The following is a 17019-nucleotide window of genomic DNA, read 5'->3' as shown; positions in this document are numbered from 1 at the left end:
ATGGCGGAAACGCCCGACCCGGGCCAGGCTGGCAAGCAGCCCCGGCCGGCAGCGACTCGTGCCGTCCGCCACCGTGCCCTCGTCCGGCTGCGGCGCCCTGGAGACACGACCGTGCGATGCACCGCTCTTCTGGTTCTGGCCGCGCTGATGAGCACCGCGGCGGGCGCGTATTCCCAGACGCCGCCCAAGCCGGCTCTGAGAGAGGGCTGCCTGAAGAGGCACCGCGCCCCGCCCGAACTGGCGACCGGGCCAGCCGGCACCTTCTTCCTGCTGCTCTCCTATGATCGGGACGGCATGATCACGAGCGTGGAGGCGGCACGGGGCGGGCCACCTCTCGATCCGAGGACGCGCGCCGTCTTCGACCTCGCGCGCACCACCTTCCTAGAGCCCAAATGCAGCCCGGTCCTGCTTCCGCCGGAACTGGCCGGGAAGCCGGGCACCATCCTTATCAGGATGCGCGGGTCACGGGGCATGTTCCGCCTCGACTGAGGCCGCCTCACGCAGCCTGAGCCTCGGCGGCCCAAGGCCGTTCCGAACATCGGCGATGCGTCTTATGCCCGCGCAGCGATGCCGCGGAACCTCCGCGTGCTCAGTGGGCGGTTGGGCACCGTCGGATCAGGGGATAATCCTGGGCCGGGCGGATGCCGCTCCGTGCACCAGGGCAGTACGAGGGAGATGGCGTCCCGTACGGGATTCGAACCCGTGTCGCCGCCGTGAAAGGGCGGTGTCCTAGGCCTCTAGACGAACGGGACAAGGCCTGTGCCGCTTTCCGCGACAGGTCGCAGCGAGCGGAAGTTGATTGGCGCGCCCGAAAGGATTCGAACCTCTGACCCCCAGATTCGTAGTCTGGTGCTCTATCCAGCTGAGCTACGGGCGCTTGCCAATGAGGGGCCTGATATCCGACCCGGCCGCGGCTTGCAACGTGGCTGGAGGATTTTTCTCCGATCGTTCCGCCTGCCCCATCATCGCACGCCGGGACGGCGCGCAAGTCTCCGCGACCTGCGGAGGAGCAGGCTGGAAGAAGATGGCGATGTCGGGAAAGGAGAAACTGGCGCGCCCGAAAGGATTCGAACCTCTGACCCCCAGATTCGTAGTCTGGTGCTCTATCCAGCTGAGCTACGGGCGCTGACCAGTGGCGGCCTGATAGCCGGGGCTCCCCGGGAACGCAAGGCCCCTCGCGGGTTTTTACTGCATCCGTCCCGGGCGGATGCTTCGAGGCGCCACGTTGCATCGCGGCGCCTCGCGGCAGGTCGGTCGTTCAGGGCCGTGCCGGATGTTCCGGCGACCCCTTCGGCGGTCCTTCCGGCAGCCTCAGGCGGCGAGCTTCTCGAGCTCGCGCAGGATCGCGTCGCCCATCACCGAGGTGCCGACGCGCGCCGTACCGGGCGACATGATGTCGGCCGTGCGCAGCCCGCCCGACAGGACGTTGTTCACCGCCGTCTCGATGCGCCGGGCATCCCCTTCCATGCCGAAGCTCCAGCGCAGCAGCATCGCGAAGCTCAGCATCTGGGCGCAGGGATTGGCGACGCCCTTGCCCGCGATGTCGGGGGCAGAGCCGTGGATGGGCTCGTACAGGGCGTGGCGCTTGCCCGAGGCGTCGGGCGCGCCCAGCGTGGCCGAGGGCAGCATGCCGAGCGAGCCGGTGAGCGCCGCCGCCAGGTCCGACAACACGTCGCCGAACAGGTTGCCCGCCAGGATCACGTCGAACTGGCGGGGGTTGGAGGCCAGCTGCATGGCGCAGTTGTCGGCGTACATGTTGCTGAGCTCGACATCGGGGAACTCGGCCTTGCCGACCTCCCCCACCACGGCGCGCCAGAGGCGGCCGGACTGCATCACGTTGGCCTTGTCGATGCTGGTCAGGCGGTTGTTGCGGCTGCGCGCCAGCTCGAAGCCCACGCGGGCGACGCGGGCGATCTCGTCCTCGGTATAGACCTCGGTGTCGATGCCGCGGCGCTTGCCGTCCGCCATGGTCTCGACACCGCGCGGCTCCCCGAAATAGATGCCGCCGGTGGTCTCGCGCACGATCATGATGTCGAGGCCGCTGACGATCTCGGCCTTCAGCGACGAGGCGCTGGCCAGCGGCGCCAGCACGGTGGCCGGACGCAGGTTGGCGAAGAGGCCGAGTTCCTGCCGCAGGCGCAGGATGCCCAGCTCCGGCCGCTGCTCGAAGGGCAACCCGTCCCACTTCGGGCCGCCCACCGAGCCGAACAGCACCGCGTCCGCCGCCCTGGCGCGCGCCACCGTGTCGTCGGAGCAGGGCGTGCCCTCGGCGTCGATCGCGGCGCCGCCGACCAGCCCTTCCTCGACCTCGAAGGAAGCCAGGCCGCGGCGGTTCATCCAGTCGATGACGCGGCGGACCTCATGCACAACCTCGGGCCCCACGCCGTCGCCGGGCAGGACCAGGAGCTTCTTGCTGTTGCTGCTCATCTCAGGCGTTGACCTCCGTACCCGTCATCCAGGGCTGGGTGGCGCGGCGCTTCTCCTCGAAGCTGTCGATCGCCGGAGCGTGCGCCATGGTCTGGCCGATGTCATCAAGTCCGTTGAGCAGCAGGTGCCGGCGCAGCGGATCGACCTGGAAGGGGATCTCCTCCCCGTCCGGGCGCACCACGACCTGCCGGGCAAGGTCCACCGAAAGGCGGGCGTTGCCGCCCATGCGGGCGTCTTCCATCAGCTTCGTGCAGACCTCGTGCGGCAGGCGCACGGGGAGGATGCCGTTCTTGAAGCAGTTGTTGTGGAAGATGTCGGCGAAGTCCGGCGCGATCACGCAGCGGATGCCGAAGTCGAGCAGCGCCCAGGGCGCGTGCTCACGCGAGGAGCCGCAGCCGAAGTTCTCGTAGGCGATCAGGATCTCCGCCTTGCGGTAGGGATCCTGGTTGAGAACGAAGTCCGGGTTCTCGCTGCCGTCGGCCTGGTAGCGCAGGTTGGCGAAGACGTCCTTGCCCAGCCCCGTCCGCGCGATGGTCTTGAGGAAGCGCGCCGGGATGATCTTGTCGGTGTCGACATTGGCCATCGGCAGCGGCGCCGCGATGCCGGTCAGCGTGGTGAAGGGCTGCATCAGTTGATCTCCCGCACGTCGACCAGGTGCCCGGTCACCGCCGCCGCGGCGGCCATGGCGGGGCTGAGCAGGTGCGTGCGCCCGCCCGGACCCTGACGGCCTTCGAAGTTGCGGTTGGAGGTGCTGGCGCAGCGCTCGCCGGGCTTGAGCTTGTCCGGGTTCATGCCCAGGCACATGGAGCAGCCCGCCTCTCGCCACTCGAACCCGGCCTCGATCAGGATCTTGTCCAGACCCTCGGCCTCCGCCTGCTCCTTGACCAGGCCGGAGCCCGGCACGGCCATGGCGCGCACGCCCGGGGCGATCTTGCGGCCCTTCAGGATCGCGGCCGCGGCGCGGATGTCCTCGATGCGGCCGTTGGTGCAGGAGCCCAGGAACACCGCGTCGATCTTGACCTCGGCGATAGGGGTGTTGGGCTGGAGGTCCATGTAGTCCAGCATGCGCTGGATCTGGGCGCGCTTGGCCTCGTCCGGCTCGGCCGCCGGGTCGGGCACGCGGCCGGTCACCGGCACCACGGTTTCCGGCGAGGTGCCCCAGGTGACCTGCGGCGCGATGTCGTCGGCATGGAGGTACACTTCCGCGTCGAACACCGCGTCCGGGTCGGAGGGCAGCGTGCGCCAGTACTCGATCGCGCGCTCCAGCGCCTCGCCCTTGGGCGCCATCGGACGCTCGGCGACGTAGGCGAAGGTGGTGTCGTCGGGCGCCACCATGCCGGCGCGGGCACCGGCCTCGATGCTCATGTTGCAGATCGTCATGCGCCCGGCCATGTCGAGGGCGCGGATGACCTCGCCGGCGTACTCGACCACGTAGCCGGTGCCGCCGGCGGTGCCGATCTTGCCGATGATGGCCAGCATCACGTCCTTGGCGGTGACGCCGCGGCCCAGCACGCCGTCCACGGTGATGCGCATGTTCTTCGCGGGCTTCTGCAGCAGCGTCTGGGTGGCCAGGACGTGCTCGACCTCGGAGGTGCCGATGCCGAAGGCCAGCGAGCCCATGGCGCCGTGCGTCGAGGTGTGGCTGTCGCCGCACACGATGGTCATGCCGGGCAGGCTGAGGCCCAGCTCAGGCCCGATGATGTGGACGATCCCCTGCCGCTTGTCGTTCAGCGGGATGTAAGGGACGCCGAATTCCTTGACGTTCTTTTCCAGCGTGGCGATCTGCAGCGCGCTCTCGGCCTCGTTCACGCCGGTGAAGCGCGTGGCGTCGGTCGGCACGTTGTGGTCCACCACCGCGATCGTCGCGTCGGGGCGACGGACCTTGCGGCCGGAAAGGCGAAGACCCTCGTAAGCCTGCGGGCTGGTGACCTCGTGCGTGAGGTGACGGTCGATGTAGAGAAGCGAGGTGCCGTCGGGCAGGGTTTCGACGACGTGCGCGTCCCAGATCTTGTCAAACAGCGTGCGCGGCTTCGTGGCCGACATTATGCGTCCTCCAGAGGTAGAAAAGGCCCGCACCGTTTCCGGCGCGGGCCTTGCTCGGCGTCAGGCCTGATCGGCCTCCGCCGGGGCGGTGTCCTGCGCCGGGGCGGCGGCGGCAGGCTTGGCGGCGTCGCCGCGCGGCATGATGCGCTCGGCGATGCGGGCCGACTTACCGGTGCGGCCGCGCAGGTAGTACAGCTTGGCGCGACGCACCTTGCCGCGGCGGACCACCACGATCTCGGCCACGTTGGGCGAGTACAGCGGGAACACGCGCTCCACGCCCTCACCGTAGCTCAGCTTGCGCACGGTGAAGTTGCTGTGCAGGCCCTTGTTGGAGCGCGCGATCACGACGCCCTCGTAGGCCTGGGTGCGGGTGCGCTCGCCCTCGACCACCTTCACCATCACGCGGACGGTGTCGCCCGGATCGAAGTCCGGGGTGGTGCGGTTGGCGCTCAGGCGGGCCTTCTGGTCCGCATCGAACTGCTGAAGCAGGTTCATCGAAAGTGGTCCTTCCTAAATCTCTACGTGGGCAGCGTGGGCCGCTGCCGCAAATCCTGTCTGCTTTGCCCAAAGGTCGGGGCGGCGCTCTTGCGTCGCGGCCGCCGACTGGGCAGCGCGCCAGCGCGCAACCTCGGCATGGTGGCCGGACAGCAGCACGTCGGGGACGCGCCGGCCGTTCCACTCGGCGGGGCGGGTGTAGTGCGGGTATTCGAGCAGGGTGCCACCCCCATTGGGAGAGAAGGATTCCTCCTCGCCGCTCTCGCTCGCCCCCATGACGCCGGGGAGGAGGCGGACGCAGGCGTCGAGGAGGACCAGCGCCGCGGGCTCACCGCCCGACAGCACGTAGTCGCCCACCGACACCTCGACCATGTTGCGCGCCTCGATGACGCGCTGGTCCAGCCCCTCGTAGCGGCCGCAAAGGATGACGGCGCCGGGCCCGGAGGCCAGGTCGCGCACCAACGCTTGCTGCAGCGGACGGCCGCGCGGCGTCATGTAGAGGAGCGGCCGATCGTCGCCCCCCTGCATCGCCGCCTCGATCGCCGCGTCCACCACGTCGGGCCGCATCACCATGCCGGCCCCGCCCCCGAAGGGCGTGTCGTCCACGTTGCGATGGCGCCCGGTGCCGAAGTCGCGGATCTGCCGCGCCTCCAGGCTCCAGTCGCCACGCTCCAGCGCACGACCCGCCAGCGACATCCCGAGCGAGCCCGGGAACATCTCGGGAAACAGGGTCAGGACAGTGGCGCGCCAGCTCATGCCGCGCTCCCCTGCCCTTCGTCCGCGCCCTCATCCACACCGTCGCCTTCCGGTGGCGGCACCACGACCTCATCCGGCGGCACCACGGTGCAGCGGCCAGCCTTGGCGTCGATCACCGGGACGCAGGCCCTGGTGAAGGGGATCTCGCGATCCCGCCCCGCCTTGTCGCGCACCGTGACGAAGGCGCCACCGCCGAAGTCGTCCACCGACATGACGCGGCCGAACTCCGCCCCGTCCTCCGTCACGGCCAGCAGGCCGATCAGGTCGGAAAGGTAGAACTCGTCCTCCTCCGTCGCCGGAAGAGCGTCGCGCGCGACGTAAAGCCGCATGCCCGTGAGCTTCGCCGCGGCATCCCGGTCGGCCACGCCGCGCAGCCGGGCAAGCCCGCCCGGCAGCACCTCGACGGCGAAGGAGCGGGTGCCGCTCTCGTCCGTCAGGGTGCCGTAGCGGCTGATCGCGTCCGGCTCCTCGGTGAAGGAGCGCAGCTTGACCAGCCCCTTCACGCCGTGAGGCCGGCCGATCTCACCCACCAGGATACGCTTGGCGTCCATCGCTGCCGTGTCGCTGCCCTAAGCTGCCTCAGCCGTTCGCGGCGGCCGCGGCGCGCTCCTGCGCCTTCTTCTTCGGCGCGGACTGCTTGGGCTGGTCGCGGTACTGCGGCATCGGCGCCAGGCCGGCATGGCCCAGGAACTTCGCCACGCGGTCGGTCGCCAGCGCGCCCTGGCTCAGCCAGTGAGCGATGCGGTCGTCCTGCAGGCGGATGCGCTCGGCATGGTCGGCCGGCAGCATCGGGTTGTAGGAGCCCAGCTTCTCGATGAAGCGGCCGTCACGCGGCGAGCGGCTGTCGGCCACCACGATGTGGTAGTAGGGGCGCTTCTTGGCACCGGCGCGGGCGAGACGGATCTTAAGTCCCATGAGAACCTCTTCTCTCTAAGTCTAGTGAACTAAAAGGGGCGTCGGCCGCCGGCGCCCGGAAGCAGGGAGGCCAGTCCGCCCCCCCGCATCAGACCCTTCTGGCCGAGTTTGCTCATCCGCTTCATCATCGCGGACATGTCGTCGAACTGCTTGAGCAGCCGGTTGACCTCCTGCACCGAGGTTCCCGAACCGGCCGCGATGCGCCGCTTGCGCGAGGCCTTCAGGATCTCGGGCTTGCGCCGCTCGGCTACCGTCATCGAGCTGATGATGGCGGCCTGGCGCTTCAGGATGGACTGATCGAGGTTGGCGTTCTCGATCTGCGCCTTCATCTTGCCGATGCCGGGCAGCATGCCGAGAATGCCCGAGATCGAGCCCATCTTGCCGATCTGCTTGAGCTGGCTCGCGTAGTCCTCCAGGTCGAACTGACCCTTGGACATCTTGTTCGCGAGCTTCTCGGCCTCGTCGCGGTCGATGGTTTCCGACGCGCGCTCGACCAGCGACACGATGTCGCCCATGCCGAGGATGCGGCCGGCGATGCGGTCGGGGTGGAAATCCTCCAGCGCGTCGAGCTTCTCGCCCGCGCCCAGCAGGCGGATCGGGGCGCCGGTGACGGCGCGCATCGACAGCGCCGCACCGCCGCGGGCATCACCGTCCACGCGGGTCATGGCGATGCCGTTGACGCCGACCACCTCCTGGAAGGCCCGGGCGGTGTTCACCGCGTCCTGGCCGGTCATGGCATCCACCACCAGCAGCGTCTGGTGCGGCTTGACCATGGTCTTGACCGAGGCGACCTCGGCCATCAGCGCCTCATCGATTGCGAGGCGGCCGGCGGTGTCGAGCACCACCACGTCGTAGAGCTCGCGACGCGCGGTCTCCATCGCGCGGGCGGCGATCTCGAGCGGCCCCTGCCCGGCGATGATCGGCAGCGAGCCGACCTCGGCCTGCTTGGCCAGGGTTTCCAGCTGCAGCTGCGCCGCCGGTCGGTGCACGTCGAGCGAGGCCAGCAGCACCTTCTTGCGGTCACGCGTGCGCAGCCGCAGGGCGATCTTGCCCGAGGTCGTGGTCTTGCCCGAGCCCTGGAGGCCCACCATCAGGATCGCGACGGGCGCCGGAGCGTTGGTGTCGATGCCGCGCTGGCCGTCGTCGCCCTCGCCGCCACCGAGCGCCTCGACCAGAACGTCGTTGACGATCTTCACGACCTGCTGGGCCGGCGAGACGGAGCGGATGATCTCCACGCCCACCGCGCGCTCGCGCACCTTGTTGATCAGGTCGCGCGCCACCGGCAGGGCCACGTCGGCCTCGAGCAGCGCCACGCGGACCTCGCGCAGCGCCTCGTTGACGTCCGCCTCGGAGAGGGCGCCGCGCCGGCGAAGCCGGTCGAACACCCCACTCAATCGCCCTGACAGCGCCTCGAACATCCGGCCGGAAACACCCCAACGCAATACGCGCCGCTGCGCGAGCCTTCGCGGAGCGGCGGTGCCGGCCACCCTGGGCGGCCGACAGATGGAACGGGACAAGTCCCGAGTTGCGGGGGGCTATAGCGGCGGGGGGTGCGGGCGGTCAAGCGGCACGGAAGTGTGGCCGTGGGGACGGGATTTCCGGCCCCTCCCCGCCTTGGGCTGAATGCGGCCGCCAGGAAGCTGCAGACCCGGCGGCCAGAGGTTCAGTGGACCTCGTCGGCCCGCGCCAGCACGTCCTTCAGCCCGGCGGCCGAGAACTCGCGCGAGCGGCAGAACTCTAGGATCACCGCCTCGCGCCGGATGCACTGGTCGATGGCGGCCGGCAGCTTGGTGACGGCGTCGTGCGGAATCACCACCGCGCCGTGGCGGTCGGCATGCACCACCGCTTCGTGGTGCGCCGCCATGCCATGGACCGAGACCTCCTGCCCGTACTGCACGATGTGGACGTAGGCGTGCGAGGGGCTGACCATGCCGGCCAGCATCTGGAAGCCCGGCGCGCTCATGTCGATGTCGCGGGTCGCGCCGTTGGTGACCACGCCCTGGGCGCCCAGCGCCTTGTGGACCGCGGTGTGGACCTCCCCCCAGAAGGAGCCGGTGCCGGGCGTGTCGTCGAGGTCGTGCAGCACCACCACGGTCGGCATGGGCGCGGCCTCGACGTAGTCGTACCAGCCCAGGCGCGCGGCGCGGTCGACCTCGCGCGTGCGGCCGGACGGCGCGGAGGCGCGGATGGTGCCGGTGCGCGCTAGGCCGCAGATCGGGCGCAGCGTCGGGTCCACGGTCAGGAAGGGGCGGATGGTGAAGCCGTAGCCGCGGCGGTGCGGCACCACGAGTTCCAGCGCGTTGCAGATCGTGGGCGTATCCCATTGCCGCAGCGCGGCCAGGTCGTCGGCGGTAAAGGGGAAGTCGGTCATCGGGCAGGCTCCGGAAGGGCCGTGGGCGGGGCGGAGCCTAGCAGCAATGCCCCGCCCGTCGCGCGGTATTCGGGCGCCTCAGCGGCGGCGCAGCAGGGTCATCAGCACGCCGCCGGCCAGCGCCATCGGGGCGCTGCGCTTGGCCACGCCCAGGAACAGCTCTTCCGCCGCGCCGGACAGCGCCACGTCGCGGATCGCGCGGGCTTCGAGCTCGGCCCGCGGGTGGGCGCCGCGCATCGCGATCAGCGCCATGACCAGCGCCACCACGAGGTCGATCAGCAGCAGGATGCCGGCGGCGCCGACCGGGCCGAAATACACGAAGACGCCGTTGTAGATCAGGATATGGAGCAGCACGAAGGCCGCGATGCCGAAGACCCCGGCCACCGCCCAGTAGAGCAGGCCGTTGATCTTGCTGCCGACATTGACCTTGAGCCGCTGGCTCTCGGCCTGGGCGGCCATGCCGAGGAGGCGAAGGGCGCGCAACATGCCTCAGCGCCCCAGGACGCGGGCGAGGATGAAGCCGGTCAGGCCCACCAGGAACAGCGTGCCGAGCGGCCTTTCCCGGATGCGGTCCGACAGGGCGTCGACGCGGTACTGCGCGGCCTCGGCCACGTCGCCGGCATAGGCTTCCAGGCGGTCAGCCTTGCGGCTCACGGCCTGGCTGCGCTCGGCCAGGAGCTGCTCCACCTTGGCCCGCAGCTCGGCGATCTGCGCGCGGGCATCGCCCGAGGTTCCGGGGGTGTTGTCCTGCTCTGACATCAAGCAATTCCTGTTGCAAAGGCTGAAACGGCAACGTCGCGTCGCAGGGGCGGTTTCGAGGCGACCGCACGCCATCTTCAGCCTCGCGCGGAGTGTGCTTTCCGCGCCCGGCCCGGGCGCGAGGCGCGTCCTCGGGGTGGCTCGGCCTGAGCTTGACGGATGTTAGCGAAGTCCTGCGAGGCACACGTTCCGGGCGCCAAGGCCGGACGTCAGCACCGGAGGGCTCAGCACATCCCGCTCAGGCGGCGCTGCGGCGTTGCAGCTCACCGCGGGTCCGGGGCGGTTCCGCCTTGTTGCGCAGCGGAAAACTGACCTGCCAGGCGGTTCCGGCGCCGTGCTCCACCGCCACGAGGCGCCCGCCCAGCTGCCGGGCGAAGCTGTCGAGGAACTGCAGGCCGAGGCCGCGCCGCGCGCCGCCCGTCAGGCCGATGCCGTTGTCGCGAACGCCCAGCACCGCCTCCTCCCCCTGCGTGGAGAAGCTGACCCAGAGCTCGCCGTCGCGGTCGTCGGGAAAGGCGTGCGACAGGGCGTTGCTCACCGCCTCGGTGGTGAAAAGGGCGACCGAGACCGCCTGGTCGGCCGAGATGGACACCGGCTCCAGCTCCAGCGTCAGCTGGATACGCTCGCCCGGAACCTCGCCCTGCGAGGTGAACTGCCCGTTCACCAGCTCCTCCAGGAAGGGCGCGATGGCGATCGCCTCGAAGGAATGCTGGAGGTAGAGGTGGCGGTGCAGGGTCGCCAGCGCCCTCACCCGGTTGCGCGCCGCCCGGAATTCCTGCTGCGCCGCCGGATCGGCGATGCGGTTCGCCTGGAGGTTCAGCAGCGAGGACACGATCTGGAGGTTGTTCTTCACGCGGTGATGGATCTCGCCCATCATCGCCTCGCTGTGTTCCACTGCGGATTGCAGCGCCTGCTCGCGCGTGCCCAGCGCCTCGGTGGCCGAAGCGAAGGCCGCTTCCAGCTCCGTCACCTCGCGCGGGGCACCGCGCAGGCTGGAGGGTTCGAAGGCCTTGCCCGGCGTCCATCGCTTCACCCGCGAGGCCAGCATGCGCAGCGGCCGGACCATGGCGCCGTCCACGGCGATCACGATCAGCATCAGGCAGGCCAGCAGAAACACCGTCAGCTCCACCAGGCGGCGGATCAGGGTGCCCCAGGCGGTGTCGCGCGCGCTGCTCGCCGGCTGCCCCACCAGCACCGTGAGACCCGCGGCCACCGGCACGGCCCCGAAGGCCATCGACCCGGCCTCGGCGGTCGACACCGTCTGGATCGTGCCGCTGGACAGGGCCTGGCGCGAGAGCGGCGGGGGTGCCGCCGCCGGGGCGCCGGCCAGCATCACGCTGTTGCCCACCGGGTCGACCAGCCAGACGGGCTGGGCGGAGGCCGAAAGGGCATCGGCCGGCAGCAGCGAGGAGGTGATCAGGGTCCCGGCGATGGCGCCGCCCTGACCGGCCAGGATGATGGGCAGCATGGCCGGCGCGTCGGCGGAGGCCGGCACGAGGGCGCCGGCGGCGAGGCGCGCGGGCTCGGCACGGATGGTGCGGGACGCGTTCGCCCGGATGTCGGGAAGTGCCGTCGCCGGCGCCCCGGGAAGCGCGGAACAGAGCACCGCGCCGTCGGCCCGCAGCCGCCAAAGGTTGCCGAAGCGGCCGGCCTGATCTTCCAGCAGGCGCCGGAGCTGGGCCGAACATTCGGCGGCCGAGGCGCCCGCGGCCTCGTCGGTCAGCGCGAAGTGGAGGAGGCTCTCCAACCCTGAGAAGGTGGCGCCGAGCTGCGCGCCGAAGGCAGCCCGGCGCACGCGCAGGTCCGCGACGCCCTCGTCGAGGGCGGCCTGCCGGCGCTGAACCGCGTCGGAGATCGCGAGAAAGATAACGGGAACACCAGCGGCGAGGAGCAGGAGGATCATGCGACCCCGGATACCTGCCAGGAAACCTGCCACCCGCCCCGCGCCTCGCGGCGGGGCGGGGGTCGGCGTCACTTCTGCCGGTCCTGCTCGATGAGGCGCAGAAGCGCCTCGGGAATCGGTTCGTTCGTCACGTCATCGAACATCGAGTGCAAGCCGTTCTGTAGCCACTGATCGAAGGCAGCGTCGGGAGCGTCCTTGGACGTGCGCGCTCCCTTGGCTGACCCTTTGCCGCTGAGGGGCACGGGTCGCTCCTTGTCGGAAGGTTTGTCCTGCATCAACCCTTAGATGGTTGCCCAGCCTCCCTCGGCCTCGTCGGAGCGCGGCGCGCGGCGGGACGGAAGGCTGCGGCCCTTTTCGCGGCCCTTCTGGGCCTTGTTCTGGTCGGCGATGCTGTGCTCCTCGCCGGTCAGCCAGCGCTGCAGGGTCTGGCGGGCGCGGAACACGCGGCACTTGGCGGTGCCCACGGCGCAGTCCATGGCCTTGGCCACTTCCTCGTAGGACATGCCCTGCACCGTCACCATCACCAGCGCGGTGCGCTGCTCGGCCGGCAGGCGCGCCATGTGGATGCGGAGCTCACGCATCACCAGGCTGTCTTCCTGGGCGCCGGGGCGGGCGAAGGCGCTGCTCGGAACGTCGTCGAGGTCCGCCGTCTCACGCTTGCGGCGGATGTCGGAGATGAAGCGGTTGCGCAGGATGCGGAACATCCAGGCGCCGAAGTTGGTGCCGGGGGTAAAGGAGTCCCGCGCCGCCAGGGCCGAGGTCACGGCAGCCTGAACGAGGTCGTCGGCGTCGGAACGGTTACGGGTCAGTGCCAGGGCCTGGACGCGCAGACGGGGCAGCGTGGTGGTCAGCAGGTCGTGGAAGTTGAACTCAACATCGGCGGCGACGGGCTGCATGGTCTCGGTCTGGCTCATCTGGTCACTCCGATTTTCCGGCCGGCGCGGGGCCGGGCTTCACCTGACCAATGAGCGGGCGCGAAAATCGGTTGCCGCGGATCGGGAAAAAAATCGCGGGCAGGGAAAGTTTTCTTTTCCGCTGCTCCCGCTCACGCTTCCGGGGGCGCCTGCTCGCCGAAGCGGCTCGCCAGGTTGCGCCGGGCCCGCGACACACGGGCCTTGAGCGTGCCCACCGCCACGTTGGCGACCTTGGCGCCCTCCTCATAGGAGAAGCCCAGGGCGCCCACGAGGACCAGCGCCTCGCGCTGCTCGGCCGGCAGGGAGGACAGGGCATGGTCCAGCCCCTGCACTTCCATGCGGGCGTGCTGGCGCGCTTCCTCGGCCTGTTCTTCGCGCGGGGCGACCGCTTCGAGCACCCTCTGCTCCACCCGGCCGCGCCGGCGCCCCTCGTAGAAGGTGTTGCGGAGGATGCTGAAGCTCCACGCACGCAAGCTTGTTCCCTGTTGCCATTGCGATTCCGCGCGCAGTGCCCGCACTAAGGCCTCCTGAACGAGGTCGTCGGCCGCCGTGGGATCGCGGGCCAGAAAGCGGCTGAAGGCACGCAGGTCAGGAAGAAGACTGGCCAGTTCGTGTCGGAAGCGGTCGTTGTCCTGGTTCATCCGTCTTTGCACTGCGGGGCGCCCGGCGGGGTTTTCCGCCGGCGCCTGGAATTGGGAGTAGCAACATGAACGCTGTCACGCAGGGAGAGCTTCTGCGCGCGCTGCCCTACGCGCGGCGCTATGCGCGCGCCCTGGCCGGAAGCCAAGAGGCCGGCGATCGCCTGGTGGCCGCGGCGCTCCAGTCTCCCCTGCCCGACCTGCCGCCGCACCTGGCGCTGTACGGCGGCGTCACGGCGCAGGTGGCGCGGCAGGCCTCCGATGCCGGCGACATGGGGCTGCGGCACCGCCAGCTGCTGCTGCTGACCGCGCTGGAGGACCTGCCGCTGCGCGATGCCGCGCTGGTGGTGGGGCTGGGGGCTGAGGAAGCGCAGGGCGAGCTCGACGCCGCGCGCGGCACGCTGCGCTCGATGGCGGCGGCCGAGGTGCTGGTGATCGAGGACGAGCCGATCATCGCCATGGACATCCGCCAGCTGGTGGAAGGCTGCGGTCACAACGTCGTGGGCCTCGCCTCCGACGAGGCCGAGGCGGTGGAGATGGCGCGCACGCTGCGCCCCGGGCTGATCCTGGCGGACGTGAACCTCGGCCCTGGTGGCGACGGCATCTCGGCGGTGGAGAAGATCCTGAAGGAGCAGAAGATCCCGGTGATCTTCGTGACCGCCTATCCGGAGCGCCTGCTGACGGCGGAGCGGCTGGAGCCGGCCTTCATCATCAGCAAGCCCTTCGAGCCGATCGCCCTGGCGATCGCCACCTATCAGGCCGTGACGGGCGGCGTGGTTCCCGGCTGAGCCGTTCCGGCCCAGCGGCCGGGACGCACCACCCCAAAAAGGCCTGATTCGCGCTCCATGAACGGGGCGCGACGGGTGTTTCCATTGTCAGGCCACGAGAAGAATGACCGCGTTCAGCCACCTGGCTCCCTCCGGAAGGCCGGCGGGGGGCGTTTTGCCTTCCGCCGGGCGCCCCGCGCCGTTCGGGCGGGATGGCCGCGCCTGGGCGCCGTGGCGGCTTCGCAGCGCTGCCGCGCTGGCGTTGCTGCTGGGGGCCGTGGCCCTGCCCGTTCACGCGCAGGATACCGGAACGCTGGCCGTGCCGCAGGATCAGGACCGCCGGCTGTGGTTCGATCCGACGCAGCTGCCCTCCTTCACCGGGGTGGTGGAGCGCTACCTGATCAACCCGGAAGGCAAGATCGACCGGCTGGTGTTCCGTGAAGGACCGCAGGTGATCCTGCCCGATCCGGTCGGCACCGACGTGATGGCGGCCGTGCCGGTGGGCAAGGACATCATGGTCTGGGGCATCCGGGCGCGTCAGGCGCCGGTGATCACCATGCTGGCCTGGGCGCCCAACGCCGAGACGCCTCCCCGCTTCGTGGAACGCCCGAGCTGGGGCATCGGCGGCTATCACGCCGGTACGGAGGCGTTGCAGGTCGAGGGCGAGGTTTCCGCAACGCTGCTGACGCCGCAGGGCGTCAGCATGGGCGCGATCCTGGCCGACGGCACGGTGCTGCGCCTGCCGCCCGCGGTGGCGCAGGCCGTGGGCGACCGTTTGTCGGCCGGCCGGCACGTCGCCGCGGCCGGGCACGGGCTGCGCAACGACAAGGGCACCGCGATCGACGTCGAACGGCTGGGCGACACCCCGCAGGCTCTGCAGCCGCTGCCCGCCGGGCAGACGCCATGAGCGGCAACAACGGCAACGGCAGCAACGGCGCGACGACGGCGATTCAGACCGGGGCGCTGCAGGGCTTCCTGAGGCTCGCGGGGGGATATTTCCGGCAGGAGCGGAGCGCACGCTGGCTGGTGTCCGGGCTGGTGGCGCTGACCATCCTGCAGATCATCATCCAGATCCGCTTTAACCTATGGAACCGCGACTTCTTCAACGCGCTGGAAAATCGCGACAAGGCGCAGTTCTTCCACCAGATGACGCTGTTCGTGGCGCTGGCGGTCGCCTCCATGATCACGGCCGTGTACCAGCTCTACGTCAAGCAGCTGGTGCAGCTGCGCTGGCGGCAGTGGCTGACCATGAACCTGACCTCGCGCTGGCTGTTCGAGGGTCGGCACTACCAGCTCGAGAAGACGGGCGGCACCGACAATCCCGATCAGCGCATCGCCGAGGACGCGCGGCTGAGCACCGAGATGGCGGTGGATTTCGCGACCGGGCTGCTCAACGCCGTGGTGATGCTGGTTGCCTTCATCGGCATCCTCTGGACGATCTCCGGCCCGCTCTACGTCACGCTGTTCCGGCACGACCTGGTGATCCCGGGCTACATGGTCTGGGCGGCGCTGCTCTACGCGGTGATCGGATCGGCGCTGACCTACATGGTCGGCAAGCCGATGGTGGCGCTGAACTATCGTCGCGCCACCCGCGAGGCGGACCTGCGCTTCGGCCTGGTGCATGCGCGCGAGAACAGCGAGAGCATCGCGCTGATCGGCGGCGAGCCGGATGAGCGGCGCTCCATCCGCGTGCTGCTGGACCAGACGGCCGAGGCCGTGCGCGACCTGATGCAGAGTCAGCGTCGGCTGATGTGGCTGACCAGCGCCTACGGGATGCTGACCTACGTCTTCCCCACCATCGTCGCCGCGCCATCCTATTTTTCGGGCGCGATCACGCTGGGCGGGCTGATGCAGATCGGCTCGGCTTTCGGGTCGGTGCAGTCGTCGCTGAACTGGTTCGTCGACAACTTCCCCCGTCTGGCGGAATGGCGATCGAGCGTCGAGCGGCTCCTCACTTTCAACGAGGCGCTGAAGGGGATCGACCAGCTGACCTCTGGCGAGCGGCAGTCGCTGATCCAGCGCAGTCTCGCCAGGGAGGATGGGCAGGAGCCGCAGATGCTCAGCTTCCGCGAGGTGCAGGTGGCGCTGGTGGACGGTTCCGTGGTGATCAACGAGGCCACGGCCGAGATCCGGCTGGGCGAGCGCGTCCTGATCAAGGGTGAGTCCGGAACCGGCAAGAGCACGTTGTTCCGGGCGCTCGCCGGTGTCTGGCCCTGGGGAAGCGGCGAGATCCGCATGCCGCCGGCCAGCGCGACCATGTTCATGCCGCAGCGTCCCTACCTGCCGCTGGGTAGCCTGCGCGCCGCCCTCGCCTACCCGTTCAACTCGCGGATCGCGTCGGGTGAGTCCGTGGTGGTGGCGCTGCAGAAGGTCGGCCTGCCGCAGCTGATCGACCGCCTCGACGACCAGGAGCGCTGGGACCAGACCTTGAGCCTGGGCGAGCAGCAGCGCCTCGCCTTCGCGCGGTTGATCCTGCAGAAGCCCAAATGGGTCTTCATGGATGAGGCGACGTCGGCGCTCGACGAGGCCAATCAGGACCTGATGATGGAACTGCTCGAGGCGGAACTGCCGGAGTATTCCCTGATCTCCATCGGTCACCGCCCCAGCCTGGACAAGTTCCACGACCGCATCCTGTTCCTCCGACGCAGTTCGGAAGGCGCCAGGCTGACCTTCCCGGTCAAGCGGACCATCACGCTGAAGCGGATGCGGGATCGCCTGCCGCGCTTGCGAAACGGGAAGCGGTCGGCGGAGGTTGTGGAGGGGTAGTCGGGAGGGGGCAGGCGCGGTTCAATCCAGCGAACAGCGGTCATAGCCTGCGTTGTCTTCCAAGAGCCCACCATGGTCCTGTGCTGGCGCGTATGGGTCTGATTGTTGTCGGGCGATCTACGGGTAACGTCTGGGCACACAGCCTTAGAGTTGGTGCGGGCGGGTGTGGGATGGCTCGCCCTGTTCTGTCCGGTTGGGTCTGGGCGGGCGTGTCGCGCGAGCGCGAGCTGTGTTTGTCGTTGCGTACTGGCCGGCTGTCCATGTT

At 69.7% G+C, this 17019-nt stretch carries 19 protein-coding genes and 3 tRNA genes; 4 read left to right on the top strand and 18 right to left on the bottom strand.

Annotation, left to right across the window (positions count from 1 at the left end):
- Positions 1-147: 147 nt before the first annotated feature.
- A complete protein-coding gene (locus ACFFGY_RS19185) occupies positions 148-489 on the top strand; it encodes a hypothetical protein (protein WP_377046137.1) in 342 nt (113 codons plus the stop codon).
- Between the two features lie 187 nt (positions 490-676).
- On the opposite strand, the gene ACFFGY_RS19180 is transcribed toward ACFFGY_RS19185, so the two are convergent.
- The 18 genes from ACFFGY_RS19180 to ACFFGY_RS19095 all read right to left on the bottom strand — a co-directional run bounded on the left by ACFFGY_RS19180 (position 677) and on the right by ACFFGY_RS19095 (position 13224).
- Positions 677-752: transfer RNA gene (locus tag ACFFGY_RS19180), tRNA-Glu, on the bottom strand.
- Between the two features lie 48 nt (positions 753-800).
- Positions 801-877: transfer RNA gene (locus ACFFGY_RS19175), tRNA-Arg, on the bottom strand.
- A gap of 172 nt (positions 878-1049) precedes the next feature.
- Positions 1050-1126, bottom strand: a tRNA-Arg gene (locus ACFFGY_RS19170).
- Between the two features lie 185 nt (positions 1127-1311).
- Positions 1312-2427 carry a 3-isopropylmalate dehydrogenase gene (leuB, locus tag ACFFGY_RS19165; RefSeq protein ID WP_377046136.1) on the bottom strand — a complete coding sequence of 372 codons (1116 nt, stop codon included), beginning with the start codon at positions 2425-2427 and terminating at the stop codon, positions 1312-1314.
- Between the two features lies 1 nt (position 2428).
- Positions 2429-3055 carry a 3-isopropylmalate dehydratase small subunit gene (gene leuD, locus ACFFGY_RS19160; protein ID WP_377046135.1) on the bottom strand — a complete coding sequence of 209 codons (627 nt, stop codon included), beginning with the start codon at positions 3053-3055 and terminating at the stop codon, positions 2429-2431.
- Positions 3055-4470: a 3-isopropylmalate dehydratase large subunit gene (leuC, locus tag ACFFGY_RS19155; protein WP_377046134.1), complete on the bottom strand. Its 1416-nt coding sequence runs from the start codon at positions 4468-4470 to the stop codon at positions 3055-3057. Before leuC ends, leuD begins: the two co-directional genes overlap by 1 nt.
- A 60-nt stretch (positions 4471-4530) precedes the next feature.
- Positions 4531-4965: a 50S ribosomal protein L19 gene (rplS, locus tag ACFFGY_RS19150; protein ID WP_377046133.1), complete on the bottom strand. Its 435-nt coding sequence runs from the start codon at positions 4963-4965 to the stop codon at positions 4531-4533.
- A gap of 15 nt (positions 4966-4980) precedes the next feature.
- Complete coding sequence (gene trmD / locus ACFFGY_RS19145) at positions 4981-5721, bottom strand: tRNA (guanosine(37)-N1)-methyltransferase TrmD (RefSeq protein WP_377046132.1); 741 nt, start codon at positions 5719-5721, stop codon at positions 4981-4983.
- Positions 5718-6272: a ribosome maturation factor RimM gene (gene rimM, locus ACFFGY_RS19140; RefSeq protein WP_377046131.1), complete on the bottom strand. Its 555-nt coding sequence runs from the start codon at positions 6270-6272 to the stop codon at positions 5718-5720. Before rimM ends, trmD begins: the two co-directional genes overlap by 4 nt.
- A gap of 28 nt (positions 6273-6300) precedes the next feature.
- Positions 6301-6636, bottom strand: a complete 336-nt coding sequence (gene rpsP / locus ACFFGY_RS19135; protein ID WP_377046130.1) for a 30S ribosomal protein S16 — start codon at positions 6634-6636, stop codon at positions 6301-6303.
- A 29-nt stretch (positions 6637-6665) separates the two neighbouring features.
- On the bottom strand, positions 6666-8054 hold the full coding sequence (gene ffh / locus ACFFGY_RS19130) for a signal recognition particle protein (protein ID WP_377046129.1): 1389 nt from the start codon (positions 8052-8054) through the stop codon (positions 6666-6668).
- Positions 8055-8299: 245 nt separating this feature from the next.
- Positions 8300-9007, bottom strand: a complete 708-nt coding sequence (locus tag ACFFGY_RS19125) for an RraA family protein (RefSeq protein ID WP_377046128.1) — start codon at positions 9005-9007, stop codon at positions 8300-8302.
- Between the two features lie 78 nt (positions 9008-9085).
- The gene (locus tag ACFFGY_RS19120; protein WP_377046127.1) at positions 9086-9493 is read right to left on the bottom strand and encodes a hypothetical protein; all 408 of its coding nucleotides are present in this window, start codon (positions 9491-9493) and stop codon (positions 9086-9088) included.
- Between the two features lie 3 nt (positions 9494-9496).
- A complete protein-coding gene (locus ACFFGY_RS19115) occupies positions 9497-9766 on the bottom strand; it encodes a hypothetical protein (RefSeq protein WP_377046126.1) in 270 nt (89 codons plus the stop codon).
- 238 nt (positions 9767-10004) lie between these two features.
- Positions 10005-11669: a sensor histidine kinase gene (locus ACFFGY_RS19110; RefSeq protein WP_377046125.1), complete on the bottom strand. Its 1665-nt coding sequence runs from the start codon at positions 11667-11669 to the stop codon at positions 10005-10007.
- Between the two features lie 68 nt (positions 11670-11737).
- Positions 11738-11944 carry a NepR family anti-sigma factor gene (locus ACFFGY_RS19105; protein WP_377046124.1) on the bottom strand — a complete coding sequence of 69 codons (207 nt, stop codon included), beginning with the start codon at positions 11942-11944 and terminating at the stop codon, positions 11738-11740.
- A 6-nt stretch (positions 11945-11950) separates the two neighbouring features.
- Entirely contained in the window at positions 11951-12583 is a 633-nt protein-coding gene (locus tag ACFFGY_RS19100; RefSeq protein WP_377046123.1) for a sigma-70 family RNA polymerase sigma factor, read from the bottom strand.
- Positions 12584-12714: 131 nt separating this feature from the next.
- Entirely contained in the window at positions 12715-13224 is a 510-nt protein-coding gene (locus ACFFGY_RS19095) for a sigma-70 family RNA polymerase sigma factor (RefSeq protein ID WP_377046122.1), read from the bottom strand.
- Between the two features lie 65 nt (positions 13225-13289).
- Between ACFFGY_RS19095 and ACFFGY_RS19090 the strand changes: the two genes are divergently transcribed.
- From ACFFGY_RS19090 to ACFFGY_RS19080, 3 genes are all read left to right on the top strand, one after another.
- On the top strand, positions 13290-14009 hold the full coding sequence (locus ACFFGY_RS19090; RefSeq protein WP_377046121.1) for a response regulator: 720 nt from the start codon (positions 13290-13292) through the stop codon (positions 14007-14009).
- Positions 14010-14307: 298 nt separating this feature from the next.
- Positions 14308-14895, top strand: coding sequence for a hypothetical protein (locus ACFFGY_RS19085; RefSeq protein WP_377046120.1), 588 nt, complete (start codon positions 14308-14310; stop codon positions 14893-14895).
- A complete protein-coding gene (locus ACFFGY_RS19080; protein WP_377046119.1) occupies positions 14892-16754 on the top strand; it encodes an ABC transporter ATP-binding protein/permease in 1863 nt (620 codons plus the stop codon). Before ACFFGY_RS19085 ends, ACFFGY_RS19080 begins: the two co-directional genes overlap by 4 nt.
- The last annotated feature ends 265 nt before the right edge of the window (positions 16755-17019 follow it).

It is taken from the genome of Roseomonas elaeocarpi, assembly GCF_042433915.1.
GTDB classification, from domain to species: Bacteria; Pseudomonadota; Alphaproteobacteria; order Acetobacterales; family Acetobacteraceae; genus Roseomonas; species Roseomonas elaeocarpi.
This window is presented reverse-complemented; position numbering and strand designations above follow the sequence as displayed.

Excerpts from the sequence above, each read along its gene's own strand:
- ACFFGY_RS19080 (WP_377046119.1), top strand. The coding sequence starts at position 14,892 with ATGAGCGGCAACAACGGCAACGGCAGCAACGGCGCGACGACGGCGATT.
- leuB (WP_377046136.1), bottom strand. The coding sequence starts at position 2,427 with ATGAGCAGCAACAGCAAGAAGCTCCTGGTCCTGCCCGGCGACGGCGTG.
- rplS (WP_377046133.1), bottom strand. The coding sequence starts at position 4,965 with ATGAACCTGCTTCAGCAGTTCGATGCGGACCAGAAGGCCCGCCTGAGC.
- ACFFGY_RS19095 (WP_377046122.1), bottom strand. The coding sequence starts at position 13,224 with ATGAACCAGGACAACGACCGCTTCCGACACGAACTGGCCAGTCTTCTT.
- ACFFGY_RS19185 (WP_377046137.1), top strand. The coding sequence starts at position 148 with ATGAGCACCGCGGCGGGCGCGTATTCCCAGACGCCGCCCAAGCCGGCT.
- rpsP (WP_377046130.1), bottom strand. The coding sequence starts at position 6,636 with ATGGGACTTAAGATCCGTCTCGCCCGCGCCGGTGCCAAGAAGCGCCCC.
- ACFFGY_RS19110 (WP_377046125.1), bottom strand. The coding sequence starts at position 11,669 with ATGATCCTCCTGCTCCTCGCCGCTGGTGTTCCCGTTATCTTTCTCGCG.
- rimM (WP_377046131.1), bottom strand. The coding sequence starts at position 6,272 with ATGGACGCCAAGCGTATCCTGGTGGGTGAGATCGGCCGGCCTCACGGC.
- leuD (WP_377046135.1), bottom strand. The coding sequence starts at position 3,055 with ATGCAGCCCTTCACCACGCTGACCGGCATCGCGGCGCCGCTGCCGATG.
- ACFFGY_RS19105 (WP_377046124.1), bottom strand. The coding sequence starts at position 11,944 with ATGCAGGACAAACCTTCCGACAAGGAGCGACCCGTGCCCCTCAGCGGC.
- leuC (WP_377046134.1), bottom strand. The coding sequence starts at position 4,470 with ATGTCGGCCACGAAGCCGCGCACGCTGTTTGACAAGATCTGGGACGCG.
- ACFFGY_RS19090 (WP_377046121.1), top strand. The coding sequence starts at position 13,290 with ATGAACGCTGTCACGCAGGGAGAGCTTCTGCGCGCGCTGCCCTACGCG.
- ffh (WP_377046129.1), bottom strand. The coding sequence starts at position 8,054 with ATGTTCGAGGCGCTGTCAGGGCGATTGAGTGGGGTGTTCGACCGGCTT.
- ACFFGY_RS19115 (WP_377046126.1), bottom strand. The coding sequence starts at position 9,766 with ATGTCAGAGCAGGACAACACCCCCGGAACCTCGGGCGATGCCCGCGCG.
- ACFFGY_RS19100 (WP_377046123.1), bottom strand. The coding sequence starts at position 12,583 with ATGAGCCAGACCGAGACCATGCAGCCCGTCGCCGCCGATGTTGAGTTC.
- ACFFGY_RS19125 (WP_377046128.1), bottom strand. The coding sequence starts at position 9,007 with ATGACCGACTTCCCCTTTACCGCCGACGACCTGGCCGCGCTGCGGCAA.
- trmD (WP_377046132.1), bottom strand. The coding sequence starts at position 5,721 with ATGAGCTGGCGCGCCACTGTCCTGACCCTGTTTCCCGAGATGTTCCCG.
- ACFFGY_RS19120 (WP_377046127.1), bottom strand. The coding sequence starts at position 9,493 with ATGTTGCGCGCCCTTCGCCTCCTCGGCATGGCCGCCCAGGCCGAGAGC.